This is a genomic window from Acidovorax sp. GW821-FHT10E04, assembly GCF_059415185.1.
This window is the reverse complement of record NZ_JBWKMT010000002.1, coordinates 222,593-247,406: the sequence shown is the minus strand read 5'-3', so window position 1 is coordinate 247,406 and position 24,814 is coordinate 222,593. Positions and strand designations below refer to the sequence as shown.

Below are 24,814 nucleotides of genomic sequence, written 5' to 3'. Positions count from 1 at the left end.
TAGATCAAATTCAAAAATCGAAGTCATCATCTTCGTATCCCCTAACAGGAGGCCAGTTTTGATAGACGGCTTGCGTACTCAATGGGTTAGCCGTGTTGAACTCGGCAACAACCATCGTGCCATTCCATACTACCCCATCAGCTCCTTCATTGCATTGCCCATTTGAAGAGTGGACCCACTCAGACCCGGAGTAGACGGTAATTGTTCCCCTATTCTGTTCCGCCAGTTGCCTGGCAAGCGCTAGTCCGTAGCCTGCGTGGCCGTTGTCGAGTTTGCTGCTGGCTCCAAGCTCTGTTGCTAGAGCGCAACAATTCGTCGTCTTGACCCGTTCCCTGTATTCCTCGCGGTCAGCCTGTGTGAAGGTGCTTCGTATGCCTATGCCCATGTCGGCAATGGCAATTTGCATAAGCTGACCTTTTGGCCAGTACTGAGCGCATGCGAGCCCGTGGAGTCCATCACGCTCGACGTTCGCGTGAGAGAAACAGTTATCGATCAGTTCGCTCACAGCAATAGATAGAGAGGTGCAACTCTCAGCGGATGCATTGGCCAATCTAGTGATGGCCGCGAGTCGATCAGAGCAGTCTTGAACGTCGGCTCTTGATCGAAGAGGCTCTATAGGAAGAAATCTCCCGTTCGCATCGTGCTCTTTACGTCCCATGCGAGGCGGCTGGATGCCAATGGCTTCCCAAAGGTGCATACGAGCTGCGTAGTTACGCAAAGCGTTTGGAAGTGTGATGTCAAGAGCACGCTCTGATTTAAGGACTAGCGCCAAAGTGATGAAGTGAAAGGGGCGAAAGAATTCAGGTGCTTGACATGTTTTCTCGGAAGCAAGGACGTTTAGCTGTTCCAGCCACTTATGTATCTCCGTAATTGATGTGTGATTCATTTTTTTTGAGAGGTCTCCAACTCTTTTGTGCGACCCGCGACTTCATTGTGGGCTAGATTTTCTCCTCCATTCCCACGGCGCCACAGCCTCATTGCACCGGCTGATCCGCCGCCCGCTCCATCTGCCTGCACTCCCTCACATCCACCAGCGTCTTAAATCGGTGGTCTTCCTTCGTGATCCACTGCATGTTCCAGGGCCTATCCTCGCCTCCGGAACACAGGTCAATCACATAATCCACATGCCAGCCACGGCAAGCTTTACGCTTTAGTCAAGTGGCGGGGCAGGGTTTCTCAGCTCGGAAGGCACGGACCTGGGCACAGCCCCGTTCCGTGCGGACCGGGGCGAGGTCGGCGGCAAGCGCCCCGGCGAGCAGCAGCTTCACAAGGGCCGCGCCACGCATCAAAGTCTCTGGTCCTTGGTGGACTTTTTCGAGTTGTTCTCAAAGTAGATGCGCTTCGCCGTGTCTATGCGACTTATGGCGGCATCCACTCCCGTCGTATTGAATCGTGTCACCGTATAGCTGACATCCTGCATGGGTGTGGCTATAGCGATCCGCTTTTGGCCCTGCAATGCTGTTCTTACAGTGTCAAAAGGTGAAAGCACCAGCCGGTGATAGAGCTTGCCCCCAAGGACGGTGCTGGACAAGCACTTGAGGGTAATGGACACCGCTCCATTCTCAGCGTTTAGGATGCCCGGCACATCAATGCCGTTGTCGCAGCTGCGTTGTGTAGCAAGCATCCAAAAGCAAGCATCCGCGTCCTTGTTGCACCATTGGCCAAGCATGTTCCCGCTGTCGTTAACGGTATACGTGTACGGAAGACCGTCATCATCCTTGCCGCTGAACCACTCGGCCATGGCCGGGGTGACAGCGAAGATCGACAAAAACATTCCACCCAGCATTCGCCCGCACACGGCTATCGCCAGCGTCCAACGTATCCTTTTCATCCCCCTCTCCTTGTCCTAGCCACGCATCTATCGGTTCATGTCCTCAGTTCAAACGCCTTTGCATCTTGCCAATGCGATCTGCGGTGCCCGCCGAAGGCCTCTGCAGATTGAGGGTCCCCCTACCATTTGCAGTCTTTGCGGATGTCCGCTAAGGCCTCGTTCGCTCCTTGGAGCTCGAATATGGCGGTTATTGGACTCTCGCTGTAAGGAGTGAGGTTTACAACGTAGGTGGACGCACCTTCAAACTTCTTCAAAGTGGCCGGAGGATTCGGCATGAAAGACGCTTTGTGGTCTGTGGAGAGTGACCATGAAGAACTCACAGCCTTTTCTTTTTCAATCCTGCTAGTGACGAGGATGCTGTCGCTTCCCAGAAAAGTTTGCCAGTTGACGAAGGCATCGGTTCTCCCGCTCTTACACCGCACAACCAATACGATCTTGTCACCATAACGCCCTTGGCCCTCACTGGCGGTAAGCATAGCGAAACGAACCGACTTGTCAGTAAGCGGATCTGTGTCTGTAGAGGTTCGCCATTCGCCCTTCGAGCCCTCAGATGTAGAGACACTCGTTGGGGCTTGGCCGTGGCGCGTCGCGACTTCATCAAAACATGCGAGCCGCTTAACGGTGTTCACTTCTCCCGCACATACCGCTACCTCTTTAAGAGGGATGCCGTTTTGGATAGACGTCTGTGCTTGGGTTGCCTGTACAGAAGGCGGTGCGGTACTTGCGGGCTCCTGGATAGGCTGAGCAGTTACTGCAGGTGTTTGCTTCCCAGCAGGGGCTGCGTTTGGTTCACCGGGCTTATCGCACCCAGCAAGAACGAGCAGCAAGGTCCACGTAGCTATGACCCGTCCCATCATCCCTCTCTCCTTGATTTGTTGTACTTGGATGGCCCAAGCCGCACCGTGCCCCAACGCCGCCGACACCCCGAATCAGAGGATCAGGCGAGGGCCGTGTCTTAGTTGCAGCCGTATGCGTTGCAAGTTCGGAAGTACGAATTCCCCTGGCTGTCGATGCCTTGATAGGTTGTTGTACCGCCGTAAGTAGAGCTAGAGCCAGACCACGAATTTCCATTGGCAGCTGTGCCATTGTGATAAGTGGTGTTCCCGTAGGTAGAGCTGTTCTGGCTCCAGTTGCTCCCTGTACCCGCGTTGTAGCCCTGCGTATATGTGGTGTTTCCATACCGCTGGACGTTGTACGAATTGCCAGAACTGTCCGTACACGTCTGGAAACTACCGCTGCCAAAACAGGATGCGCTGGCAATCATCGGAAGTGCCAGAACTGCGCTGAGAAGGATTGATTTCATCTGTCACTCCTGATACTTGAGGGCGAGTTCGCCGGGATGCTTCAAGATGTTACACACAGAGCACCGAAATAGGGAAGCAATAAATCGCCAACTATTTCCGAGGCGCTCCAACCGCGACATAGGGTTGATGGCGGTCAAGAAGAATTGCCCATGCAGTCAAGGCGGGGCAGTTTTCTCTTGCCTCCACACTGCCGCGCAGTAGCATGATCAACATGCACCCCACCATCATCGAAGCCATCAAGCAGCGCCGCGTCCTGAACGTGGTCTATGACGGCTACAGCCGGACGGTTGAGCCCCATGTGTACGGCATCAACTCCGCAGGCCATGAGGCGGCGAGCTGCTACCAGGTCGGTGGCGGGAGCAGCTCGGGGAAGGCGGAAGGGTGGAAGATGCTGCTGATCTCCAAGCTGGGCACAGTGACGATGAACGACCAGAAGTTCACTCCCAGGACAACGCGCTCCCCTTGGGCTGACAACCCGATGAGGCAGGTATTCGCGCAGGTATGAGACATGCTCAAGATTTACGTTGATACCGGCGGCAATACCAAGCAACTGCGGCCGCTGTTCGCTGCCGGGAAAATTATCCTTATCGGCGCAGATATCGACAGTCATCCGTACACCCACAAGCGTGGCACCGAGGTTCGGTCGACCCTCGAGACTTGGGAAAAGGACAAGGGCACATGGGACGAAGATGAAGAAACTTGGGACGACGAAGACAACGCGTCAGAAATTTATCCTGCTTTAGTGCAGATTGTTGGACGTAACAAAGATTCGCGCCACCTTGATACCGCCTTCCGCAACGGCTGTCACTTTTTCCTCACAAGCGACAAAGGCGACATCTCAGACCGCCGAGAAGCAATCGTTCACTTGACCGGTATCCGGGTCGTTCACAACGATGAAATGGGCGAACTGCTCGCCCTCTGTAGTGCGCAATCGAATCCTCGAACCGCCTAGCCCAGGCGATCTTTGATCAGGCAACTAGTGTTTTTTGGAGAGATCTGTGGACGAAGAGTTGTACCGGCTACATGAGGAAAACAGAGAAGGCTCGCGGAAAGATGCCATGCAATCGCTCGAGGCGATGAAACTGTCGATGGCGCTGGAATTGCCGTCAGCCATTCATGGCCTTCATGGCCGAGCGAATGACCAATATGCGCGCACTCATGAACAATTGAAAGAAGCCTACCCCGCTATCCACCAATTTTTCGCCTACTCTCAGTGGGTTCTATGGGCTTCATGTTGGGAAGGGGCTCACTGGTTCCGGAGATCTATCGACACGGGCGTAATCAGAAACACCGACAGGATGCGTGCCCTGTGCACACCCAAGGGGTATGCAGAGTCCGAAGGGTGGGCATACTCAGCCTACAACAAGATGTCAGAGATCGAGTTTGGAAGGCAGTTCTCAGTGGTGACCGAGCGTTTCGGGTACAGCACGCAGCCAAGCGATATTTCCGTATTAACGGCCATGGAGTTGCACTGGCTTTGGCGCGCTAGTAACTGCAACCTTACTCATCCTGAATTTCTTGAAGCCATCCACGAAGCCTCAGAAGCGTCATCGCTCGCAAACGGGCTTCATATGTGGAACCAAAGCGAAAAGCTAGTCTTAGAGTCGATTCACGACCCCGCTGACAGCCAAGCAGCGGCAGTAGCAAGGACAGTGTTTGCAAAAAAAGCGGCGGCTGCAAGGCATTCGGAAAACCGCGCAATGAAGCAGCAGGTCTTTGAATGGTGCGATACCAACATGGCTGACACACCAAGCATGGATACAGCAGCCAGCCAAGTTGCTGGAGTTGTCGTCCCAGTCGCATGGCGCACGGTGCGTGACTGGATGACCGAGTGGAAAAAACTCCGCTCTGCGGGCACAGCGTAGGCTCTGCCCGCAGAGCGTACGGGCTACGGGCATAGAGACTTAACTCAACCCGGCGCCTCTAAGAAACTCATCCCATACCGCAAACGCGGGACCTACTGGGATGACAAGTGACACCACCCTCCCCCGCGCAATCACTGCGCTCTAAAGATGCTGCCGAGCTGCTCGGCATAGGCCTTGCCACGTTCTGGCGATGGGCTAAAGAACGTCCTGACTTCCCAAAGCCTCGGAAGCTCTCCGCCAGGTGCACGGTCTTTGATCGGGATGAGTTGTTGGCGTGGAGAGATGCGGCATCGCGGGAGACACCCGCAGGGTGTGCTACCACACGAAGCGCGGAAAACTAAGGCCGACATATGTCGGCCTTAGGAAAGAAACCTGCTCATGCGCCAATAAGCGCTAGTTCAAAAAGAGGCCCATGCCATGCAAAGCATGTCAATTCACGACCAGCGGATTGCAGTCGTCAACGTCGACCGGACACTAAGCCCACCACACGCCACGCCAAAGGCACAGTCATTCAAAATGAATTTCTAAAACGTTTTACTTAGTGCCCAACGGGCGCCAACGAGACACTGAATCCATGAAGTACGAACTCACAGGCAACGAAACCGAACGGGTACTGGGGCGAGCACCGGCTGATGGAGCGCCTGGCAGGGAGGGCGGTGTGATGACGGCCATAGCCCGACAAAATCGGCACGGCGCCGGTTTTGGAGATGGTCCAGAACTGGGCCATCTCGTTGTGGCGGGGTCAAGGCTCCACCGCGTACTGCGAGCGTCCGTTATGCGTGCTGTCGCAGTTGAAAACTCAGTTCTTCGATCTGCTTACCCAGTTGGTCAAGCTCATGCACTTCATCATGGTACTCAACAGAAGCAGCCTCAATTGCTTCAATTTCAGCATCCTCGCGCGCGAGCCGGTCAACCTTGTCCGCAAGCCGGTCTACATGGATGCGCTCAGCGGCATAGCGTGAGCGCATTGAGTCCAAGCGCTGCTGAAGCAGGGCTTTCTCGAACTTGGCTTCCGCGCTTTGCCCTCCCCGATAAGACTGCTCAAGCCGCGCGACGATTTCCGCATTCAGGCTCCGTCCCGCTTCCGCAGCTGACGCATCAATGCGCGCCTTCAGCTCTTCAGGGAGGCGGATCTTCATCTGGGGGTCTTCGCGGCTCATGGCCGAATCATAGACCACGGTGGTGCAAAAACCCCGCATCCCTATCAACCATTTGCAGAATGGACCACGGTGGTTTACATTGCAATCAATGGACCACGGTGGTTCAGAAGGGCGCCAAGTGATCGAGTCGAAATCTGAAGTCTGCCAGTTCAAGGTGCGGCTGCAGAAGCCGCTCAAGGACTGGCTTCAGCAACAGGCAGCCGCAGCAAAGCGCAGTCTCACAGCTGAGATTGAGCTCCGGCTCGAAGAGAGCTGCGCGCAGCAGCAGAAAGGACAGTAGCAATGAGCAACATCACTCCGTACAACTTCGAAGGGTCACACGTTCGAGCCGTCGAAGTCGAAGGCGAACCCTGGTTCGTTGGCAAGGATGTGGCCGAAGTACTCGGCTACAGGGACACGAACAACGCTATCAAGCAGCACTGCCGTGGGGTGGCGAAGCACCACCCCATCCAAGATGCCTTGGGTCGCCGACAAGAAACACGCCTAATCAGCGAACCCGACATGCTCCGTTTGGTAGTGAACAGCACCCTACCCTCCGCAGAGCGTTTCGAGCGCTGGGTGTTCGAAGAGGTGCTGCCTTCGATCCGCAAGACCGGCACGTACACCGCCAAGAGCGCGATCACCCCGCTCAAGGCAACTGCGGAAGCAGCCAAGGCATTTGCCCCACTGGTCCGCGTTGCCCGCCTCCTGGGCTGCGACAAGAACGCGGCGGCGATCTCTGCGAATCAAGCCATCTACTCGATCACCAACATCAACCTGATGCAGCAGCTGGGGCACACGCACCTTGAGGCTGAAAAGCAGGATCACTGGTACACGCCGACCGAGTTGGGCAAGCAGATGACGCCCGCAATTTCTGCACGCCAAGTCAACTTGCTGCTGGCTGAAGCTGGGCTGCAGTTCAAACGCGGTGATGTATGGGAAGCGACCGAGGCGGGGAAAGACTTCGCACGGATCTACGACACAGGCAAGCGCCATGGGAGCGGTGTGCCGGTCACCCAGATGAAGTGGTCGGCCACCGTGATCGCGGTGCTGCAGGCCCTTCCCGCAGAGCACAAGGAAGCTGCATGAGCGCCCAGCAGATTCGGAGTAACGCAAAAAGCACTTTTGAGTGCCTCGCTTTTTCGTTCACGGTTGCGCAAACTTTGGGCGGAGACAGCAGAAAAGCGAAACGTCACGTTTTTGCGTGCTTTTCGAGGGTGTTTTAGCACCTTGCGCCACATAGGATCACTACATGACTTTCGCCACACCACCCCCAAAAACAAAAAGCCAGTGATTACCACTGGCTCCTTGCCCGAAACCGCAGAGCAGGTCGAAGCGCTCTTCGGTTTCTAGACCAACACCCCGTTGAAAAAGGATCGGATCTATGTCTGAGGTTATCACGCGCCCTTCCGCTGGCGCAACTAAACACCGGCACACGGCAAAGCTGCCGGGTTCCAAGCGCCCGGTTGTGCCCCTGCGGACCATTGCACCCGACATCAGCTTCGCATCGACAGCCCTGACCCGCGCTAATGAGGCCGAGGCCGTCCTGCGCACGGTCGCAGAGGACGGCACAGGCGACGCGAGAAACGATGCCATCTGGGGCGTGATGACCATTGTGGGCATCCTGCTCAATGATCTGGAGCGCATCCACAGCCAGCCCTCGCTGGACGATTGCCAGTATGTCCTGTGCCACCTGGAGCAGGCCATTGGCATGCTGAGCCTCTTCAAGGACGACGTGATACTGAACGCCACCAGCACCTTGCTTCAGGCTTCGCTGATCAGTCTCGCCTCGGACATGGAGGCGCACGCATGACCACCCTTCCCTCCTTCCTCAAAGCTGGTGAGGCGAAGGCCGCCTGCCAGGATGCAATCCAGCTCGCAAACGCTGCGCGCAAAGCCCAGGGCGCCCTTCAATGGGAGCTGGCTGCTAGCCTGTGGACCCAAGCTGCCGACGCCCTGCAGCGCGACTCGCATACGGGCAAGGAGACCTTGCAGGCGCAGGCCCATCGCCGGAGCGCCACAACCTGCCAAGCGATGGCCCGCACAAGAGTGCCCAGCCAGTTGATCAAGGACAACCCCGACTACCGGCACATGACACGTGCCGCCATTGCCGAGCTTGAGGCCGAGTGGCGGGGGTACTGCTCATGAAAACCGCTGCCCTCCTCTATCGCTTGGCAAGCATGCGCCGCTCCGCCGGTGCCGGGCCTATCGAGTCCGTCACCTGGGCCGCCGGTTTGCTCTGGCGCTCCCGCTCGAGAGCCTGAACGGCCCTCCCCTTCGTCTTTTTTCCACCGTCAAGAAAAGGATCAGATCATGTCTGAGGTCATCACTCGCCCGCGCGCCAGCGCACCCAAGGCCCCTACCCGCATCAGCGAGGCGCCCGCCCCTGCCCCCGCGCAGAATCCACCAGCATCAGAAAGCGAGCGCAAGGTCGCGGCGACCGGGGCCACCCTGCTCGGCCAAGCGGTCGCGCTCATTGGCGAAGAAGACGGCCCCGCCTACGCAGCGGCCCTTCTGGAGCTTGGGCAAAAGATCCTGCTCCAAGCCGCCGAGGGGCTGACCACGCTAGGGAAGCCACAAGATGTGTTCTATTTCGCGGCCGGGGCCTGCAGCGGCGCATTGGCCATCGAGCGGCAGGATTGCCCTGGATCGGTTCACCGCCATGAGTTGATCACGACCGCGTTCAATTTGCTGAACAACACTTGCCTTAGCTACGACTGCGATCTGCCTCCATGCGAGGAGGCTGCGGCGGCTATCGAAGCTGGCGCCCACCGTTTTCGTGACCGGCCATTGCCGCCCATCCGCCGCCTGGGTGCCGCACCCGTGGAGGGGCGCTACAACCAGGCCCAGATGGAGCGTGTGCTCGAGTTCGTTGCAGGCTCTGCACACACCCTGCACCATGTTTTGCTGATGGCGCAGGTCGCGGAAAATGGTGAAGACCTCTCGCGGCTGGTGGATTCGGCCGAGCTCATGACTCGCCACATCGGCGCATCTGCAGACGCGGCCGTGAGCGGAATGGTCATCGGAGGTTTCGAGCGCTGGAGCTATGGGCCCAACTTCCCACGCACAGGGGGTGCAGCATGAGCGCCGTCATCGACCGCCCGCCCAAGGTGGCCAAGCCAAAGGCTGCCCCGAAAACTCGCGAAAAGGACACGCCCGAACCGCAGGAACTTGATATCCAGGCGCAGTGCAACTTGATCCAGGAGGGGATTTATCGGATTGAGTGCGCCGCCCACACGGTAGGGCTTGGCCTGGGTGAGAGCGATGAAAGCGAGTTGCGGGCAGTCCACATCCTCATTGATGACCTGGTGCACCGGTTCGCAGGTATCGCGGATCTGTTTCCTGCGCCCGTATGCGATGTGCACGAATCCGCCAGAGAGTTCTCCTGCGCGCTGTCGATAGTGATTCCCACCATCAAGCGCCTGAATGAAAACAACCTGGAGAGCAGCGTGCTCTATACCGCAACCTATTTGCTGGAAGACGCCAGGCGCATGGTGGACGAGGCGCAAGCCCTGCGGGCCGAGTGCAGCACCCCCGAAAGGGCTGGACCATGACAGCGCGATACGTTCGCATCCCCAAATTCTGCGAGGAGACGGGCTACACCGCCCGGGCCGTGGAAACGAAGATCCATCGCGGCGTATGGGCTGAAGGCAAGCAGTACCGCAGAGCCCCAGATGGCTGCATTTTTATCGACATGAAAGGGTTTGGAAAATGGGTCGAAGGCCAGGAACCGGGGGAGTCCGACCGAACCGGGATCGCATAGAGGTGCGCTTCATGTGGGAGAGCAAGCAGATTGCACCGACGCTGGATCTCAAGCCCACGGCCTCGAACCTGAAGCACGCTGCGCGGGTCCGCGACAAGGTGCTGCAGGAGATCGAGCGCGGAACGTTCAGGTTCAAGGACCACTTCCCAGACTACCGCCACGCAGACAAACTGCAGCCGCCCAGCGAGGCGGAGAAGCGCACGCTGACGGCGTGGGCAGAAACCTGGTATCTGCTGGCGGCCCGGTCGGTGGAGTTCTCCACTCTGGCGATCTACAAGCGCCACATGAAGGCCTATTGGCTATCCGCCTTCGGCCACTTACGCCCCGAGCAGGTCACCCACCGTATGGTGCTGGAGCGCCTGGCGTTGCTGGCCCAGGATCGTTTCGACGAGGAAACCGGCAGGGTGCACAAGGGCCTGGGCCGCAAGACGCAGAACAACATCATGATCCCCTTGCGCGGCGTGTTCGATCTGGTGTGCAAGCCGCCCAGCGCCATCGCGAATCCCACGGAGGGGATCGACAACCTGAAGACGCAGAAGGCCAAGCCCGACCCCTTCAGCCCGCACGAAGTCGAAGAGATCCTGGCAACGATCCGCCGCCAGTGGGGGGATGAGTTCCATGACTATTTCGAGTTCAGCATGTTCGCCGGCCTGCGGGCTAGCGAGCAGATTGCGTTGCGGTGGCAGGATGTGGAACTGCACACGGGCCGCGTGCTGGTGCACCGATCCCGGGTAATGGGTCAAGACAAGGAGCGCACGAAAACGCACGTCGAGCGGGAGGTGGAGCTGAACGCCCGCGCACTTGGCGCGCTTGAGCGGCAACGGGCCAGGACGCAGGCCATTGGCAAGGAGGTGTTCTACAACCCCTCGACCAGCCGTGCATACGCTGATGAACAGAAGCAGCTTCAGGTATGGACGCGGAGCTTGCAAGCATGCCAGGTCCGATACAGGCCGCCGAAGGAATGCAGGGACACCAGCGTGACCCTCGCCTTAATGGCTGGCGCCAATCCTGTGTGGGTTGCAAACCAGCACGGCCATAGCGTTCAGGTGATGATGCGCGACTATGCCAAGTGGATTCCGAACGCAGACAAAGGCTCCAACCTCGCGGCCGTAAACCTGTCGCTTGGGATGACCGGGCAGCAGGTCAAACATGCGATTTAGGTTCAATTTAGGTTCGCCGCGCCGCTGATCGGAGCCACAAAGAGAAAAGCCCTAAGTGAATCAATCACTTAGGGCTTTTGCGTCTGGCGGAAACGGAGGGATTCGAACCCTCGATGAGGCTCTACACCCCATACTCCCTTAGCAGGGGAGCACCTTCGGCCACTCGGTCACGTTTCCAATCCCGCTATTATGCCCCATTTCCGGGGCGCTTCTGGCGGGTGAGGCGGCTTGCTGGTCCAGCTCGAACGCCTTGTGCAGGCTGCGCACGGCCAGTTCGACGTACTCCTCGTCGATCACGACGGAGGTCTTGATCTCGGAGGTAGAGATCATCTGGATGTTGATGCCCTCCTCGCGCAGCGTGCGGAACATCTTGCTCGCCACGCCCACGTGGCTGCGCATGCCGCTGCCGACGATGCTCACCTTGCAGCAGCTGGTGTCGCCCACGACCTCCTGCGCGCCCAGCACGGACACCACTTTCTCCTTGAGCAGCTCGACGGTGCGCGCGCAATCGTTGCGGTGCACGGTGAAGCTGAAGGTGGTCTTGCCGTCCTTGCCCACGTTCTGGATGATCACGTCGACCTCGATGTTGGCATCGGCCACGGCGCCCAGGATCTGGTGGGCGATGCCCGGCTTGTCGGGCACGCCCAGCACGGAGATCTTGGCTTCGTCGCGGTTGAATGTGATGCCGGATACGACGGCTTGTTCCATTTTTTGTCTTTCTCAAAAGTGATCCGCGTGCGGACCTGCCTTCTTCGTTGACGTCGATGCACCAGGGCGTGAAGCTGGACAGCCCGCGCATGGACATCACTTTTGTTGTATTTGCCCGCGAGCTCCACCGAGCGGATCTTCGGCAACTTGCTGCCCAGGCTGGCCATCTCGCGCTTTTCCTCGAAGCTCACCGCCGCAGACTTCGGATTTCGGGCCTCAGACACCATGCTGAAGGACACTGCCTCGGCGCGCCGCCGTGGTTCGTGCGATCAGGGGGCCAACACCTCTGGACTGTACCAATCGAGTTCCGGCCCGGACCGGACGGCATAACCGTGCCCGACCTTGATGTGGATGCGGTGGCCGCGTGTGGTGCACGACTGCACCTGGTCGAGCAGTTCATTCAATTGCGCCGCGGCCGCCGTGGTGTGGTGCTCGACGCGCAGCCAGTGGCGCAGCACATTGGCCTGCCGGGCGCGGCTCAGGCCCTGCAAGGCCCGGATGCGCGGCGGTGCGCCCACGATGGCCAGGTCCTGCAGTGCAAGTTCTTCCAGCAGTTCGTCCGCCTGCGCCGCATGCAGGGCGGACCGCGCAAAGGTGTCGCGAAACGCAGGGAATGCGGCCTCCAGCACGGGCAAGATCCTCGCGCGGATGCGGTTGCGCGTGAAGCGCTCATCGGCATTGGTCGGGTCTTCCACCCACCCCTGCCCCTGTGCCCGCAGCCACTGGCGCACGTCAGCCCCGGCCACCCGCAGCAGGGGGCGGTGCCAGTCAATGCCCGCGCGGCGCCAGCGGGCGGGCATCGCCGCCAGCCCGGCCACACCAGCCCCGCGCGACAGGGCCAGCACGAGCGTTTCGACCTGGTCATCCGCGTGTTGCGCGATTGCTATTGATTTAATAGCATTATGCGTTTGACTGACAAGCGCTACCGCCTCAAATGCATTGTACCTTGCCTGCCGTGCAGCGTCTTCCGGGCTTTGCCCCGGCGCGTGGCGGGCGTCCGGGCGCTGCACCGCCAGCGGCACATCCAGGGCTTGGCACAGGTCTTCGCAGTGCCGCGCAAAACCGTCAGCCGCTGGCTGCAAGCCATGGTGCACGTGGATCGCCCGCACCTGGCCAGGCCAGCGCCGGGCGCATGCCAGCAGCAGCGCCGTGGAATCCGCACCGCCGCTGAATCCGACCGCCAGGGGCAGCGCAGGCTCGAAGGCCTGCATGGCCGCGTCGAAGGACAAGGTCATGTCCATGCCTCCCCGTGGCGCCAGGGCAAGGGCCAGGAACCTGTGGCGGCGTCAACAACAACAAGGGCAACAAGGGGGCGGCGGCACATGGCGGCCGATTATCGGCGCCTCCCGGCCACGGCAACGGCGGAGAACCCTGGCCAGAAGCACCAACGGCCCCGCAGGGCCGTTGGTGGTGGGCAGGAAAGCGTCCCCGGAACCGTCAGCGGCTCTCCGCCTTGGTGTCGCTGAACCGGCCGTAGCTTTGCAGGCGGTCATAGCGGCGGTCCAGCAGGTCCTTCGTCTTCAGGTCCGCCACCTGGCGGAACGCATCGCCCAGCGCGCGCTTGAGGAAGGCCGCCATCTGCTTGTGGTCGCGGTGGGCGCCGCCCACGGGCTCGCTGACGATCTTGTCCACCAGGCCCAGCGCTTTCAGGCGGTGGGCGGTGATGCCCAGGGCATCGGCGGCTTCCTGCGCTTTTTCGCTGGTTTTCCAGAGGATGGAGGCGCAGCCTTCGGGGCTGATCACGGAGTAGATGGCGTACTGCAGCATCACCACCTGGTCAGCCACGCTGATCGCCAGCGCGCCGCCGGAGCCGCCCTCGCCGATGATGGTGGTGATGATGGGCACTTCGAGTTGCGCCATCTCGAAGATGTTCCGGCCGATGGCCTCGGACTGGCCGCGTTCCTCGGCATCGATGCCAGGGTAGGCGCCGGGCGTGTCCACAAAGGTGAACACGGGCAGCTTGAATTTCTCGGCCGTCTTCATGAGGCGTAGGGCCTTGCGGTAGCCCTCGGGCTTGCTCATGCCGAAGTTGCGCATCGCGCGCTCCTTGGTGTCGCGCCCCTTCTGGTGGCCCAGCACCATGCAGGCATGGCCGTTGAAGCGTGCCAGCCCCCCCACGATGGACAGGTCGTCCGCGTAGTGGCGGTCGCCGTGCAGCTCCACGAAGTCGGTGAAGATGTCGCGCACGTAGTCGAGCGTGTAGGGGCGCTCGGGGTGGCGGGCGATCTTGGTGATCTGCCAGGGCGACAGCTCGCTGTAGATGTCCTTGGTGAGCTGCTGGCTTTTCTTGCTCAGCTGGTCGATCTCTTCCGAGATATCGACGGCACTCTCGGTCTGCACGTAGCGCAGTTCTTCGATTTTGGATTCGAGTTCGGCAATCGGCTGCTCGAAATCCAGAAAGGTCTTTTTCGCCAACGTTGTTCTCCTTGGGGCGCGCCGGGGTGCGGGCGCCACGAATGGCACGCACTGTAACCGACGCGTTACGAGTTTGGTATGACGCTTGTCCAACAAATAAAAAGTCCGCTGTCCCGGGCGCTGCGCACCACCTACAGCCCACGAAACGGGCGCGCCCCACGAGGAGGGCCGCCGCGCTCGCGGCGCTCCCGGGCACGCGGCGCACGGGGACCCAGGGGCATCTCGCTCAGTACGCCACGGGAAGCGGATCCAGCGATCGCCAAATATACCAAGTCGCCACGCTGCACCAGGGCTTCCAGGCCTCGGCCACTTCGCGGGCATCGCTGCGGCTGACCGGATCGCCCGAAAAGTAATTCTGGCTGATGCCGGTGATCAGCCCCACGTCGTCCAGCGGCAGCACGTTGGGGCGCATCATGTAGAAGATGAGGAACATCTCGGCCGTCCAGCGACCGATGCCGCGGATGGCCACCAGTTCGGCAATGATGGCCTCGTCATCCATCGCGGCCCAGTCCTTCACGTGCAGCTTGCCGCCCTCGAAGTGCATCGCCAGGTCCACCAGGTAGTCGACCTTGCGCGCAGACAGGCCCGCGGCCCGCATGTCGTCGATCTTGAGCTTGAGCACGCTGGCGGGCTTCATGCTGCGGGGCATCGCGGCAAAGCGCTCCCACACGGTCTGCGCGGCCTTCACCGAGATCTGCTGGCCCACAATGGAGCGCGCAAGCGTGGTGAACGCATCGCCGCGTGTCTGCAGCGCTGCGTCGCCAAACTGGGGAATCAGGCGCTTCATCACCCGGTCCTTCTTGACCAGGTGCTTGCAGGCCTCCGCCCAGTAGTCGGGCGTGGCCAGCGCCGGCTCGGCCACGAGCACTTCGGATGCTATCTTTTTAGAAGCTGCCACCGGGCGTCCCATCTGCCCAGCAGGCGTTTTCCATGACAAACACAACGATCACTGCGCGGCTTCCCAGGTGGTGCCAGCGGCGGAGTCCTTGAGCACGATGCCCTGGGCCAGCAATGCATTGCGGATGCGGTCGGCCTCGGCGAAATCCTTGCCCGCCTTGGCAGCGGCGCGCGCGGCGATCTGGGCGCCAATGAATTCCTTGGAAGGCGGTCCTAAAACGACCGAAGGAGTGCCCATCTCCATCACATATGCTCCACCTGCCACAGTAAATTGAGGAGGCATCCATTGCAGGAACTTTTGGGGGTCGCCCTGCAGAATGCCCAGGGAGCCTCCCAGTGCGCGCAGCAGCCCGGCGAGATCCGCCGAGCGGGTCTTGTTGACCTCGCCCGCCAGATCGAACAGCACGGCCATGGCTTCGGGGGTGCCGAAGTCCTCGTCCATCGCGGCCTTGAAGCGCGCGGCATAAGGGCCAGTCCAGTCGATGTCCTGCACGGACGAGGGCGCCACGAGGCTCAGAGCGGTGTACAGGCGCTTCAAGGCCTGGCGCGCGTCGTCCAGGTGGGCATCGCTGTAGTTCAGGGCGCTGCGGTAGTGGGCCCGCACGATGAAAAACCGCACCGTCTCGGCGTCGTACTTCGCCAGCACGTCGCGGATGGTGAAGAAGTTGCCCAGCGACTTGCTCATCTTCTCGTTGTCCACGCGCACGAAGCCGTTGTGCACCCAGAAGCGCGCCAGGGGCTTGCCATTGGCGCCTTCGCTCTGGGCGATCTCGTTCTCGTGGTGCGGGAACTGCAGGTCCATGCCGCCGCCGTGGATGTCGAAGGTTTCGCCCAGCGTGGCGCCGCACATGGCCGAGCACTCGATGTGCCAGCCAGGGCGGCCCGAGCCGAATTCGCTGTCCCACTTGGCCTCGGGTGGCTCCTCGGGCTTGGAGGATTTCCACAGCACGAAATCGAGCGGGTCTTCCTTGCCATCGAGCACGGCCACGCGCTCACCCGCGCGCAATTCGTCGAGCGACTTGCCCGAGAGCTTGCCGTAGCCGTCGAACTTGCGCACGGAGTAGTTCACGTCGCCATTGCCGGCGCGGTAGGCCAGGCCCTTGCCTTCCAGCGTGCCGATCAGCGAAAGCATCTGGGGCACGTATTCGGTGGCGCGCGGCTCCAGCGACGGGGGCTCGATGCCCAGCGCCGCGATGTCGGTGTGCATGGCGGCGATCATCTCGTCCGTGAGGGCACGGATGGTGATGCCCCGCTCCAGCGCGCGCTTGATGATCTTGTCGTCAATGTCCGTGATGTTGCGCACATAGGTGACGCGGTAGCCACTGCTTTTCAGCCAGCGCTGCACGACATCGAACGCCATCATCATGCGGGCGTGGCCGATGTGGCACAGGTCATAGATGGTCATGCCGCACACGTACATGCGCACATGGCCAGGTTCGAGCGGGGAAAACTCCTCCAATGCACGCGACAGCGTGTTGTAGATGCGCAAACTCATGGGATTTCAGTCACGGGGGATGGGGTGGTTGGGTGAAAAAGGTTCACCCGGCAGCAGGGGGCAAAGGCCCCTGGAGGGAGTTGGCCCAGCAAGGGGCCTCCAGCGAAATCACCCGCGGCAACAGCGCACCGTCATGACAACCCCCTCAGCTACAATCCGCCGCAGTATAAGCCCCCGCCCGGGACAGACGCTGCCCAACACCCTTGAATCCCCCATGAAGCAAGTCCGACGCACCCTTCCCCACCTGCTGCGCCTGCTGGCACTGACCGCGCTGCTGGGCACCGGTGCGGCCCATGCGGACGACTATGCGGAAATCACCCAGCTGATCAAGGCCGGCAAGCCGGCCGAAGCCCTGGTGAAGGCCGACCAGCGCCTTGCCGCCGCCCCGCGCGACCCGCAGCTGCGCTTCTTGCGCGGCGTGGCGCAGGCGGACTCGGGCAAGCCCGGCGATGCGATCACCACGTTCACCAAGCTCACGGAAGAGTATCCCGAGCTGCCCGAGCCCTACAACAATCTGGCGGTGCTGTATGCCAGCCAGAACCAGCTGGACAAGGCCCGCACGGCGCTCGAAATGGCGATCCGCACCAACCCGAGCTACGCCACCGCCCATGAGAACCTGGGCGACATCTATGCCAAGCTGGCCAGCCAGGCCTACAACAAGGCGCTGCAGCTGGATGCGGCCAACGCCAGCTCCGTCAAGCCCAAGCTGGCGCTGATCCGCGAGCTGTTCACCGCGGAAGCCGCCGCCGGCAAGCCCGCCCGCCCCGGGGCCGCGGCGCCCGCGCCGGCACCAGCCGTGGCGGCCACGCAGCGGCCCGCCGCAACGGCACCCGCCGCCGCAGCGCCCGTGGCAGCCCCTTCACCGGCGCCAGCCCCCGCACCCGCTGCCGCGGCATCCCCCGCTCCGGCCGTTGCCGCGGCGCCTGCCGCCGCTGCCGGCGATGCGTCCCTGCAGGCCGCCGTTACCGCGGCCGTGCAGGCCTGGGCCGCCGCCTGGTCCGCCAAGGACATGGCCGCCTACCTCGGCGCCTACGACAAGTCATTCGATCCTCCCGGCCGCCAGACCCGTGCCGCCTGGGAAAAGGAGCGTGAAGCGCGCATCGTCGGAAAATCCAGGATCAGCGTGCAGATCTCCGACATCTCGGTCGCGGTCAACGGCGACAAGGCCACGGCCCGTTTCCGCCAGGCCTACACGGCCGATGCGCTCAATGTCGCCAGCCGCAAGACGCTGGACATGGTGAACCACAACGGCCGCTGGACCATCGTTCGCGAATCCACCGGCGGCTGACCGTGACGAAGCGCGGCGCAGCCGGCCCTGCGATGGCGGCGGCGCGCGCTTTTTCTGCCTCCCTGCCCTGACCTGAAACGATTTCGCACATGCTTGTGGCGTTGTCCGCACGAAGCCGCCCGGCCGTGGCGGGCGCCCTTTGCCTGGCGGCGCTCCTGCACGCAGCCCCGGTGCTGCCCCAGAGCGCCAAGTCCCGGGGCGCGGCGGCCACCACCTCGGTCCGGCCCATGCAAGCCGCGGGCTCCACGGCACCCGCCCTGCGCGATGGCCAGGCGGAGGCGCGCCTCATGGGGGTGTACCAGCTCATCGCCGAGGGCCGCCACCGCGAGGCGCTGGCGCAGGCCGAGGCCCTGGCGCGCGACTATCCCAACTTCCAGCTGGCGCAACTGGTGGTGGGCGACCTGCTGATGGCGCGCACGCGGCCGATCCGCCGCCTGGGCGATGTGCCCGAGCCCGACTCGGCCCGCAGCATCCAGACGGCTGCCACGCTGGAAGAACTGCGCAACGAATCGCGCCAGCGCGTGGATGCCCAGCGCAGCCGCCCCCCGGCGCACACCATCCCGGCGCAGTTCCTGGAGCTCTCGCCCCGCTCCCGCCATGCCATCGCGGTGGATGCCTCGCGTTCGCGCCTGTACCTGTTCGAGAACACCCCCAAGGGCCTGCAGCTGGTCGCCGACTACTACGCTTCTGTCGGCAAGCTGGGCATCGAGAAGAACCTGGAAGGCGACCAGCGCACCCCGCTGGGCGTCTACTTCATCACCAGCCGGCTGGACCCCGCCACGCTCAAGGACTTCTACGGCGCGGGCGCGCTGCCCATCAACTACCCCAACCCCCTGGACCAGAGCCGGGGCAAGACCGGTGGCGGCATCTGGCTGCACGGCACGCCGCCCGACCAGTTTGCCCGCGCGCCCCTGGCCACCGATGGCTGCCTGGTGCTGGCCAATCCCGACCTCGAACGCATCCTGCGCACGGTGGAGCCCCGCTCCACGCCCGTGGTCATCGCGCGCCAGCTGCAGTGGGTGGCACCGCACGCGGTACAGGCGGACCGCAAATCCTTCGACGCGGTGCTCAACGCCTGGCGCAGCGCCAAGACCGAGGGCGACATGAGCCGCCTGATGGGTTTCTACGCGCCGGACTTCCAGAGCTACCGCAAGAAACCGCTGCAAGAGTGGTCCCAGGTGCTCCAGGCCGAGACCCGCGCATTGCGGGGCAGGGAACTACACCTCAAGGACAAGTCCTACCTGCGCTGGACAGATTCCGCCGACACCATGGTGGTAACGTTCGGCGAAGTCGCCGCAGGCGCCCGCACGGGCCCCGTCAAACGCCAGTACTGGGCGCGGCGGGGTCAACAATGGCAGATATTTTTCGAAGGAGTGATTGGATGATTTCCAGAAGAAATTCGACCCTGGCGCTTGCCAGCATTGCGCTGACAGCTATTTTTTCAGTAGCGTCCGTACAGGCGCAAGACGCCCCCAAGGTCAAGCTGTCCACCTCGATGGGCGACATCGTGGTGCAACTCGACCCGGCCAAGGCGCCCAAGACAGTGGAAAACTTCCTGGGCTACGTCAAGGACAAGACCTATGACGGCACCGTGTTCCACCGCGTGATCGATGGTTTCATGATCCAGGGCGGCGGCTACACCGCCGACCTGATTCCCAAGCCCACCAAGGCCCCGATTCCGCTGGAAGCCGGCAACGGCCTCAAGAACGACAACTACACCATCGCCATGGCGCGCACGGGCAACCCCAACTCGGCCACGTCGCAGTTCTTCATCAACGTGAAGGACAACGCGATGCTCAATGCTCCCAGCCCCGACGGCCATGGCTATGCCGTGTTCGGCAAGGTGGTGAGCGGCACCGAGGTGGTCGACAAGATCAAGGCCGTGGCCACCGGCAACAAGGGCCCGCACCAGAACGTGCCCACCGCCCCCGTCACCATCAACTCCGCCACCCTGGTGAAGTAACCCATTTTTGATTGACTGATTGAAAGAACCCTTGCCATGAGCAACCCCCAAGTCGAACTGCACATCGCCGGCTACGGCGTCATCACCCTCGAACTCGACGCCGCCAAGGCGCCCAAGTCGGTCGAGAACTTCCTGGCCTACGTGAACAAGGGCCACTACAACAACACCATCTTCCACCGTGTGATCCCCGGCTTCATGGTGCAAGGCGGCGGCTTCGAGCCCGGCATGACACAAAAGGGCACCGATGCGCCCATCGAGAATGAAGCCAACAACGGCCTGAAGAACGCCAACTACACCGTGGCCATGGCCCGCACCAGCGACCCGCACTCGGCCACCGCCCAGTTCTTCATCAACGTGGCCGACAACGGCTTCCTGAACCACACCGCCCCCTCGGCCCAGGGCTGGGGCTATGCCGTGTTCGGCAAGGTGGTTGGCGGCGCCGACGTGGTCGACAAGATCAAGGCCGTGAAGACGGGCCGCAAGGGCTTCCACGACGATGTGCCGAAGGAAGACGTGATCATCGAGAAGGCTGTCGCACTCTGATCTCGCGTTGATCTGACCTCCGTCTCCGTGACGACCACCGTGCCCCGGTTCGAGGAGCTTGCCGCTCCCGCGCACTGGCGCACGGTCGATTTCATTTCCGACCTGCACCTGCAGGCCAGCGAGCCTGCCACCGTGGCCGCCTGGCAGGACTACCTGGCCAGCACCGAAGCGGATGCCCTCTTCATCCTGGGCGATCTGTTCGAGGTCTGGGTGGGGGACGACGCCATCGGCGAAACCGGCAGCTTCGAGGCCCAGGGCTGCACGGCCCTGCGCGCGGCGTCGCAGCGCCTGCCCGTGTACTTCATGCACGGCAACCGCGACTTCCTGGCGGGCCCTGCGTTCCTTGCGCAGTGTGGCATCACCGGCCTGGCGGACCCGACGGTCCTGGTGTTTGACGGCCAGCGCTTCGTGCTGAGCCATGGCGACCTGCTGTGCCTGGACGATGTGGACTACCAGCGCTTTCGCGTGCAGGCCCGCAGTGCCGGGTGGCAGCAGCAGTTTCTGGCGCAGCCCCTGGCGACGCGCCGCGCGCAGGCACGCGGCATCCGCCAGGAGAGCGAGGCGCGCAAACAATCGGGCGCCATCTATGCCGACGTGGACGGCCCGGCTGCCATCGCCTGGCTGCAGGCGGCCCAGGCACATACGCTCATTCACGGCCACACCCACCGTCCCGCCGACCACGCACTGGCCCCCGGCTTGCGGCGTGTGGTGCTCAGCGACTGGGACGCGGCCGCATTGCCGCCCCGCGCGGAAATACTGCGTTTGTCCCGCGCGGGCTTGGAACGGCTGCCCCTGGCCCCCAAGTACCAGCGATCCTGAACTGCGCGGGGCTTCACCTCCCGCCGCCTGATCGCCATGCCCCCTCTCCTCCACCGGCTCTGGAGCCGTGTCCGCGCCACCGTGTCCCCCGTGCCCGACATCTCGGCCACGCTGTGGCTCCAGACCCTGCAGCGCTACCCGTTCCTGGCGGCGCTCTCGCTGCACGACCAGTCCAAGCTGCGCGCGCTCAGCGCCCTCTTCCTGCACCACAAGGAATTCCACGGCGCGCACGGCCTGGTGGTGACCGATGCCATGGCCATCGACATCGCGGCCCAGGCCTGCCTGCCCCTGCTGCACTGGGGCGACCCGGCCCGGGCGCTGGACTGGTACGACGATTTCGTGGGCATCGTGCTGCACCCCGGCGAGGCCGTGGCGCGCCGCAAGACGGTGGACGAAGCCGGTGTGGTGCATGAACACACGCAGGTGCTGCTGGGCGAGGCCATGGACCGCGGCCCCATCATGCTCAGCTGGGCACACGCCTCCAACGGGCGTGAGAACACTGAGCGCGGCCACAACGTGGTGGTGCACGAGTTCGTTCACAAGCTCGACATGCGCAGCGGCGAGCCCAACGGCTGCCCGCCATTGCCCGCAGGCTTCATGGGCACGCGCACAGGGCGCGCGGCCTACGAAGCCTGGTGGGCCGCCTGGGAGCCCGCGTACGAACAGTTCCGAGAACGCGTGATCCTGGCCGAGCGCTTCGGCGCGGAACGCCCCTGGCTGGACGCCTACGGGGCCACATCGCAGTCCGAATTCTTTGCCGTGGCCTGCGAGGCCTACTTTGTGAATCGGGACCGGTTCGCGCAGGAGTTTCCGGGGCTGATGCCGGTGCTGGACGCGTTTTTTTGCCCGCCCATCCGCTGAGCCAACAGCCGTCTCAAATGAGGAGAGCAGGTGTGTCGACACATGTCAGTCCGCCGCAGCCAAAGTTACGTTGCCACAGCAATACACGCCAAACAGGCTTATCCCATCACGTGTCGTTGCCCAAACCTCACCGATATTTGCGATAGGGGAGTTTCATGTCCGACACCGCATGCAGGGATCGACTGCGACGTATTGGCCTGCTTGCCGCTTGGTAACCCCGATGCTCACCACGTGTTGGGGGCGGCTCTTCCGACACCCCCGCTTCACCGCCATCATCCACCGATGCACATGGCGCGGCGGGACAAAGAGTTTCCCAGAAACTGGGGCACACCGGGCCGTAACCAACCGTTACTTCGCGGGGTGCAACTCACGCATATAGACTCATCGCGTCACGCCCCGTGCACAACCACCAATCTTCACCCCGGGAGCTTCATGTCATACATTGCATCCAACGAGCGACTGCGCCGCGTCAGCCTGCTTGCCGCGCTGATTGTCCCTGTGCTCACCGCCTGCGGGGGTGGCTCTGGTGGCTCCGCCGAAACACCGGCCACGCCGACACCAATCCCGACAACCGGCCTGTCCCTCCTTGTCGGCAATACCAATGGCGCCGGCAATCAGGATGGTGCAGCACTCACCGCCGCCCGCTTCGGGGTCAATCTGCGCGGGATGGCCGTGACCGGGTCAGGCGAGATCGTCATCGCGGACAGCGATCACAACCAGATCCGCAAACTCAGCGCCAACCATGAGCAAGTCAGCACCTTGGCGGGTGACGGAGGCACAGTGTCCTATGGCTCCACCAACTATGTCGACGGCAGTAGCTCTGTCGCGCGGTTTCACAATCCGCAGGCGGTTGCAGTGGACGCTGCAGGAAATATCTATGTAGCAGACACCCAAAACCACCTGGTGCGCAAAATCAACGCGTCGGGAACAGTCACAACCCTGGCCGGCAAAGCCAAGGTATGCGGCCACCAGGATGGCGCGGCCAGCACCGCGACCCTTTGCAACCCCTCCAGCATTGCTGTGGACAAAGCGGGTGTCGTGTACGTTTCACAAGGCTCCATCGGGAGCGACCCCAACCCCATCCGCAAGATCACTGCGAGCGGCGAGGTGAGTACCTTTGTCGGCAAAGCCAGCGTGTACCCTACGGTGGTGCCCGGTCCTTGGGGCTCGACCTTCTACTCTCCCGTGCATTTGGCTATGGACTCGATGGGAACGCTTTATGCAGCAGACTCCAATGACCACGTGATCCGCAGGTACACAGCCGACGGCCAGGCCATGGTAGTGTCTGGCACACTCTCTCAAAACAATGAAGGTGATTCGGATGGCCCTGCCACTGCCGCGAAGTTCCGCAACTTCCGGGCCATGGCATTCGATGCGGCGGATCGCCTGCACGTTCTGGGCCTCGACAATTCTGGCTATCCGACCATCCGGCGGATTGACAGCAATGGGACCGCTACGACCCTCGTTCGAGCTCAGTCCTGCACCGTCCAAACCGGCATTGTTGTTGGTGACCCAGGGACCCTGTGCACCGCGAACCAGATGGTGATCAAGGCCACTGGCGAGTTCCTCGTGGCCGAATATGGTTACTACGCTGACTCTTCCCAGCTCGTCCAGCCCTTCAAATACGCGCAGTTGCGCAGCTACACGCAGCAAGGCACCTCCACCGTGGTGGCCGGAAGGCCTTCCGGCGAGGGCGCAGACGATGGACAAGGCAGCGGCGCGCGATTCAACAGGCCAGGTGCGCTGGCCTTCAGTCCATCGGGCGCACTGTACGTGCGCGACAACGGCAACAACACCATCCGGACCGTGCAGGCGGACGGCCTGGTGCGCACCCTGGGCAAGCCAGGCGGGCACTGCACAACGGTCACTGGCATGGACAGCGAATTCCTGGCACTGTCGGGCCCGAACAGCGGTGCACTGCGATACAACAACGGCCCGCTGGCCACCGATGGCGCAGGGAACCTATACACCGTCAATGAGGAGCGCGTCCTCAAGATGAAAGACTGCCAGGTCACGCTCCTGGCAGACCTGAATCCGCTGCTGACAACGTCCAATTACATCTTTATGCCCAACAACGCATCGGGCATAACAGCTGACAGCAAGGGTAACGTCTATGTATCCACCCTCAAGGGCGCCATTTTCAAGATCGACAGCAAGGGCGAAGTCACGCTGTTCGCGGGTAGCGTGGGCAAGGTGGGGCATGTGGATGGGCAAGGCGCAACGGCACAATTTGCAGCACCGGGGTACATGACCACCGATGCGGCAGACAACCTCTATGTGGTCGACGGCCTCTCCGCCGTCATCGTGAAGGTGGGGCCTACCATTCGCAAGATCACGCCGGCCGGGCTGGTCAGCACTCTGGCGGGCAACCCCAACGCAGCCGTCGGCTACGCAGATGGCTCTGGCGCAACCGCGCTGTTCAATGCGGGCGAGGTCAACTCCAGAGAGACCGCCAGCCTCGCTGTCGACAACAAGGGGAATGTGTACGTCGCCGAGCCCGCCAACAGCGTGATCCGCAAAATAACGCCAGACGGCCAAGTCAGCACACCCGTGGGCCAAGCATGGCGGTACGGGTTTGCAGCAGGTGATCTGCCAGGCAGCATCAACCGGCCGACTGGCATTGCCGTCCGCGATGCCATGCTGTACATCAGCGTCCCGAACGCTGTCATTCAGGTCAAGCTCCCCTGATACGAGAGGCAAGGTAAAGCACTCGGACGCCAGGCATTGACACTGCCTCCGGGGGGCTTTTTTCGCCTGTTTAAG

At 61.9% G+C, this 24,814-nt stretch carries 27 protein-coding genes, 1 tRNA gene and 1 pseudogene; 19 read left to right on the top strand and 10 right to left on the bottom strand.

Annotated elements, in window-relative coordinates; translation table 11 throughout:
* Positions 1-10: 10 nt before the first annotated feature.
* The 3 genes from AC07OC_RS06065 to AC07OC_RS06055 all read right to left on the bottom strand — a co-directional run bounded on the left by AC07OC_RS06065 (position 11) and on the right by AC07OC_RS06055 (position 2,688).
* The gene (locus AC07OC_RS06065; protein WP_494600518.1) at positions 11-886 is read right to left on the bottom strand and encodes an ATP-binding protein; all 876 of its coding nucleotides are present in this window, start codon (positions 884-886) and stop codon (positions 11-13) included.
* A gap of 399 nt (positions 887-1,285) precedes the next feature.
* The gene (locus AC07OC_RS06060) at positions 1,286-1,831 is read right to left on the bottom strand and encodes a hypothetical protein (RefSeq protein ID WP_494600516.1); all 546 of its coding nucleotides are present in this window, start codon (positions 1,829-1,831) and stop codon (positions 1,286-1,288) included.
* Between the two features lie 119 nt (positions 1,832-1,950).
* A complete protein-coding gene (locus tag AC07OC_RS06055) occupies positions 1,951-2,688 on the bottom strand; it encodes a type VI secretion system-associated protein TagO (protein WP_494600514.1) in 738 nt (245 codons plus the stop codon).
* Between the two features lie 658 nt (positions 2,689-3,346).
* On the opposite strand from AC07OC_RS06055, the gene AC07OC_RS06050 reads away from it, so the two are divergent.
* The 4 genes from AC07OC_RS06050 to AC07OC_RS06035 all read left to right on the top strand — a co-directional run bounded on the left by AC07OC_RS06050 (position 3,347) and on the right by AC07OC_RS06035 (position 5,341).
* Positions 3,347-3,640 carry a WYL domain-containing protein gene (locus AC07OC_RS06050; RefSeq protein WP_494600512.1) on the top strand — a complete coding sequence of 98 codons (294 nt, stop codon included), beginning with the start codon at positions 3,347-3,349 and terminating at the stop codon, positions 3,638-3,640.
* A 3-nt stretch (positions 3,641-3,643) separates the two neighbouring features.
* Positions 3,644-4,087, top strand: coding sequence for a hypothetical protein (locus AC07OC_RS06045; RefSeq protein ID WP_494600510.1), 444 nt, complete (start codon positions 3,644-3,646; stop codon positions 4,085-4,087).
* Between the two features lie 46 nt (positions 4,088-4,133).
* Positions 4,134-5,000, top strand: coding sequence for a hypothetical protein (locus tag AC07OC_RS06040; protein ID WP_494600508.1), 867 nt, complete (start codon positions 4,134-4,136; stop codon positions 4,998-5,000).
* Positions 5,001-5,107: 107 nt separating this feature from the next.
* Positions 5,108-5,341, top strand: a complete 234-nt coding sequence (locus AC07OC_RS06035) for a helix-turn-helix transcriptional regulator (protein WP_494600506.1) — start codon at positions 5,108-5,110, stop codon at positions 5,339-5,341.
* A 432-nt stretch (positions 5,342-5,773) separates the two neighbouring features.
* On the opposite strand, the gene AC07OC_RS06030 is transcribed toward AC07OC_RS06035, so the two are convergent.
* Entirely contained in the window at positions 5,774-6,160 is a 387-nt protein-coding gene (locus tag AC07OC_RS06030) for an Arc family DNA-binding protein (protein ID WP_494600504.1), read from the bottom strand.
* Positions 6,161-6,278: 118 nt separating this feature from the next.
* On the opposite strand from AC07OC_RS06030, the gene AC07OC_RS06025 reads away from it, so the two are divergent.
* From AC07OC_RS06025 to AC07OC_RS05990, 8 genes are all read left to right on the top strand, one after another.
* On the top strand, positions 6,279-6,440 hold the full coding sequence (locus AC07OC_RS06025) for an Arc family DNA-binding protein (protein WP_494600502.1): 162 nt from the start codon (positions 6,279-6,281) through the stop codon (positions 6,438-6,440).
* A 2-nt stretch (positions 6,441-6,442) separates the two neighbouring features.
* Positions 6,443-7,228, top strand: a complete 786-nt coding sequence (locus AC07OC_RS06020) for a BRO-N domain-containing protein (RefSeq protein WP_494600500.1) — start codon at positions 6,443-6,445, stop codon at positions 7,226-7,228.
* A gap of 295 nt (positions 7,229-7,523) precedes the next feature.
* Positions 7,524-7,952 carry a hypothetical protein gene (locus AC07OC_RS06015; RefSeq protein ID WP_494600499.1) on the top strand — a complete coding sequence of 143 codons (429 nt, stop codon included), beginning with the start codon at positions 7,524-7,526 and terminating at the stop codon, positions 7,950-7,952.
* Positions 7,949-8,287: a hypothetical protein gene (locus tag AC07OC_RS06010; protein WP_494600498.1), complete on the top strand. Its 339-nt coding sequence runs from the start codon at positions 7,949-7,951 to the stop codon at positions 8,285-8,287. Before AC07OC_RS06015 ends, AC07OC_RS06010 begins: the two co-directional genes overlap by 4 nt.
* 165 nt (positions 8,288-8,452) lie before the next feature.
* A complete protein-coding gene (locus AC07OC_RS06005) occupies positions 8,453-9,223 on the top strand; it encodes a hypothetical protein (RefSeq protein ID WP_494600497.1) in 771 nt (256 codons plus the stop codon).
* On the top strand, positions 9,220-9,693 hold the full coding sequence (locus tag AC07OC_RS06000) for a hypothetical protein (protein WP_494600496.1): 474 nt from the start codon (positions 9,220-9,222) through the stop codon (positions 9,691-9,693). The genes AC07OC_RS06005 and AC07OC_RS06000 overlap by 4 nt, the downstream gene beginning before the upstream one ends.
* Positions 9,690-9,902, top strand: coding sequence for an excisionase family protein (xisR, locus tag AC07OC_RS05995; protein ID WP_492254937.1), 213 nt, complete (start codon positions 9,690-9,692; stop codon positions 9,900-9,902). Before AC07OC_RS06000 ends, xisR begins: the two co-directional genes overlap by 4 nt.
* Before the next feature lie 11 nt (positions 9,903-9,913).
* On the top strand, positions 9,914-11,062 hold the full coding sequence (locus AC07OC_RS05990) for an Arm DNA-binding domain-containing protein (RefSeq protein WP_494600495.1): 1,149 nt from the start codon (positions 9,914-9,916) through the stop codon (positions 11,060-11,062).
* Positions 11,063-11,146: 84 nt separating this feature from the next.
* Here the strand turns inward: AC07OC_RS05990 and AC07OC_RS05985 are convergent.
* The 6 genes and pseudogenes from AC07OC_RS05985 to cysS all read right to left on the bottom strand — a co-directional run bounded on the left by AC07OC_RS05985 (position 11,147) and on the right by cysS (position 16,577).
* Positions 11,147-11,239, bottom strand: a tRNA-Ser gene (locus AC07OC_RS05985).
* Positions 11,240-11,284: 45 nt separating this feature from the next.
* A pseudogene (locus AC07OC_RS05980) lies at positions 11,285-11,997 on the bottom strand (ACT domain-containing protein); the annotation flags it as partial.
* Positions 11,998-12,039: 42 nt separating this feature from the next.
* The gene (gene tilS / locus AC07OC_RS05975) at positions 12,040-13,005 is read right to left on the bottom strand and encodes a tRNA lysidine(34) synthetase TilS (protein WP_218340743.1); all 966 of its coding nucleotides are present in this window, start codon (positions 13,003-13,005) and stop codon (positions 12,040-12,042) included.
* A gap of 202 nt (positions 13,006-13,207) precedes the next feature.
* Entirely contained in the window at positions 13,208-14,185 is a 978-nt protein-coding gene (locus AC07OC_RS05970; protein WP_218294027.1) for an acetyl-CoA carboxylase carboxyltransferase subunit alpha, read from the bottom strand.
* A 226-nt stretch (positions 14,186-14,411) separates the two neighbouring features.
* Positions 14,412-15,083 carry a DNA-3-methyladenine glycosylase family protein gene (locus tag AC07OC_RS05965; RefSeq protein ID WP_218340742.1) on the bottom strand — a complete coding sequence of 224 codons (672 nt, stop codon included), beginning with the start codon at positions 15,081-15,083 and terminating at the stop codon, positions 14,412-14,414.
* A 48-nt stretch (positions 15,084-15,131) separates the two neighbouring features.
* Positions 15,132-16,577, bottom strand: a complete 1,446-nt coding sequence (gene cysS / locus AC07OC_RS05960) for a cysteine--tRNA ligase (protein ID WP_218340741.1) — start codon at positions 16,575-16,577, stop codon at positions 15,132-15,134.
* 214 nt (positions 16,578-16,791) lie between these two features.
* On the opposite strand from cysS, the gene AC07OC_RS05955 reads away from it, so the two are divergent.
* From AC07OC_RS05955 to AC07OC_RS05925, 7 genes are all read left to right on the top strand, one after another.
* On the top strand, positions 16,792-17,865 hold the full coding sequence (locus AC07OC_RS05955) for a L,D-transpeptidase Cds6 family protein (protein WP_218340740.1): 1,074 nt from the start codon (positions 16,792-16,794) through the stop codon (positions 17,863-17,865).
* Positions 17,866-17,954: 89 nt separating this feature from the next.
* Positions 17,955-19,250 carry a L,D-transpeptidase family protein gene (locus AC07OC_RS05950; protein ID WP_218340739.1) on the top strand — a complete coding sequence of 432 codons (1,296 nt, stop codon included), beginning with the start codon at positions 17,955-17,957 and terminating at the stop codon, positions 19,248-19,250.
* Positions 19,247-19,828 (top strand): peptidylprolyl isomerase, encoded by a 582-nt coding sequence (locus AC07OC_RS05945; RefSeq protein ID WP_218294022.1) that lies wholly within the window; start codon positions 19,247-19,249, stop codon positions 19,826-19,828. The genes AC07OC_RS05950 and AC07OC_RS05945 overlap by 4 nt, the downstream gene beginning before the upstream one ends.
* 36 nt (positions 19,829-19,864) lie before the next feature.
* Entirely contained in the window at positions 19,865-20,371 is a 507-nt protein-coding gene (locus AC07OC_RS05940; RefSeq protein WP_218294021.1) for a peptidylprolyl isomerase, read from the top strand.
* A 27-nt stretch (positions 20,372-20,398) separates the two neighbouring features.
* Complete coding sequence (locus AC07OC_RS05935) at positions 20,399-21,190, top strand: UDP-2,3-diacylglucosamine diphosphatase (RefSeq protein WP_218340738.1); 792 nt, start codon at positions 20,399-20,401, stop codon at positions 21,188-21,190.
* 36 nt (positions 21,191-21,226) lie between these two features.
* Positions 21,227-22,051, top strand: coding sequence for a M90 family metallopeptidase (locus tag AC07OC_RS05930; protein WP_218340737.1), 825 nt, complete (start codon positions 21,227-21,229; stop codon positions 22,049-22,051).
* Between the two features lie 432 nt (positions 22,052-22,483).
* Positions 22,484-24,739 (top strand): NHL repeat-containing protein, encoded by a 2,256-nt coding sequence (locus AC07OC_RS05925; RefSeq protein WP_218340736.1) that lies wholly within the window; start codon positions 22,484-22,486, stop codon positions 24,737-24,739.
* The last annotated feature ends 75 nt before the right edge of the window (positions 24,740-24,814 follow it).

Coding starts and splice junctions, on each gene's coding strand:
- AC07OC_RS06030 (WP_494600504.1), bottom strand. CDS start 6,160: ATGAGCCGCGAAGACCCCCAGATGAAGATCCGCCTCCCTGAAGAGCTG.
- AC07OC_RS06060 (WP_494600516.1), bottom strand. CDS start 1,831: ATGAAAAGGATACGTTGGACGCTGGCGATAGCCGTGTGCGGGCGAATG.
- AC07OC_RS06045 (WP_494600510.1), top strand. CDS start 3,644: ATGCTCAAGATTTACGTTGATACCGGCGGCAATACCAAGCAACTGCGG.
- AC07OC_RS05940 (WP_218294021.1), top strand. CDS start 19,865: ATGAGCAACCCCCAAGTCGAACTGCACATCGCCGGCTACGGCGTCATC.
- AC07OC_RS06055 (WP_494600514.1), bottom strand. CDS start 2,688: ATGATGGGACGGGTCATAGCTACGTGGACCTTGCTGCTCGTTCTTGCT.
- AC07OC_RS05925 (WP_218340736.1), top strand. CDS start 22,484: ATGTCATACATTGCATCCAACGAGCGACTGCGCCGCGTCAGCCTGCTT.
- AC07OC_RS06010 (WP_494600498.1), top strand. CDS start 7,949: ATGACCACCCTTCCCTCCTTCCTCAAAGCTGGTGAGGCGAAGGCCGCC.
- AC07OC_RS06020 (WP_494600500.1), top strand. CDS start 6,443: ATGAGCAACATCACTCCGTACAACTTCGAAGGGTCACACGTTCGAGCC.
- AC07OC_RS05950 (WP_218340739.1), top strand. CDS start 17,955: ATGCTTGTGGCGTTGTCCGCACGAAGCCGCCCGGCCGTGGCGGGCGCC.
- AC07OC_RS06015 (WP_494600499.1), top strand. CDS start 7,524: ATGTCTGAGGTTATCACGCGCCCTTCCGCTGGCGCAACTAAACACCGG.
- cysS (WP_218340741.1), bottom strand. CDS start 16,577: ATGAGTTTGCGCATCTACAACACGCTGTCGCGTGCATTGGAGGAGTTT.
- AC07OC_RS06005 (WP_494600497.1), top strand. CDS start 8,453: ATGTCTGAGGTCATCACTCGCCCGCGCGCCAGCGCACCCAAGGCCCCT.
- AC07OC_RS05945 (WP_218294022.1), top strand. CDS start 19,247: ATGATTTCCAGAAGAAATTCGACCCTGGCGCTTGCCAGCATTGCGCTG.
- AC07OC_RS06065 (WP_494600518.1), bottom strand. CDS start 886: ATGAATCACACATCAATTACGGAGATACATAAGTGGCTGGAACAGCTA.
- AC07OC_RS05955 (WP_218340740.1), top strand. CDS start 16,792: ATGAAGCAAGTCCGACGCACCCTTCCCCACCTGCTGCGCCTGCTGGCA.
- AC07OC_RS06050 (WP_494600512.1), top strand. CDS start 3,347: ATGCACCCCACCATCATCGAAGCCATCAAGCAGCGCCGCGTCCTGAAC.
- xisR (WP_492254937.1), top strand. CDS start 9,690: ATGACAGCGCGATACGTTCGCATCCCCAAATTCTGCGAGGAGACGGGC.
- AC07OC_RS05990 (WP_494600495.1), top strand. CDS start 9,914: ATGTGGGAGAGCAAGCAGATTGCACCGACGCTGGATCTCAAGCCCACG.
- tilS (WP_218340743.1), bottom strand. CDS start 13,005: ATGACCTTGTCCTTCGACGCGGCCATGCAGGCCTTCGAGCCTGCGCTG.
- AC07OC_RS05930 (WP_218340737.1), top strand. CDS start 21,227: ATGCCCCCTCTCCTCCACCGGCTCTGGAGCCGTGTCCGCGCCACCGTG.
- AC07OC_RS06000 (WP_494600496.1), top strand. CDS start 9,220: ATGAGCGCCGTCATCGACCGCCCGCCCAAGGTGGCCAAGCCAAAGGCT.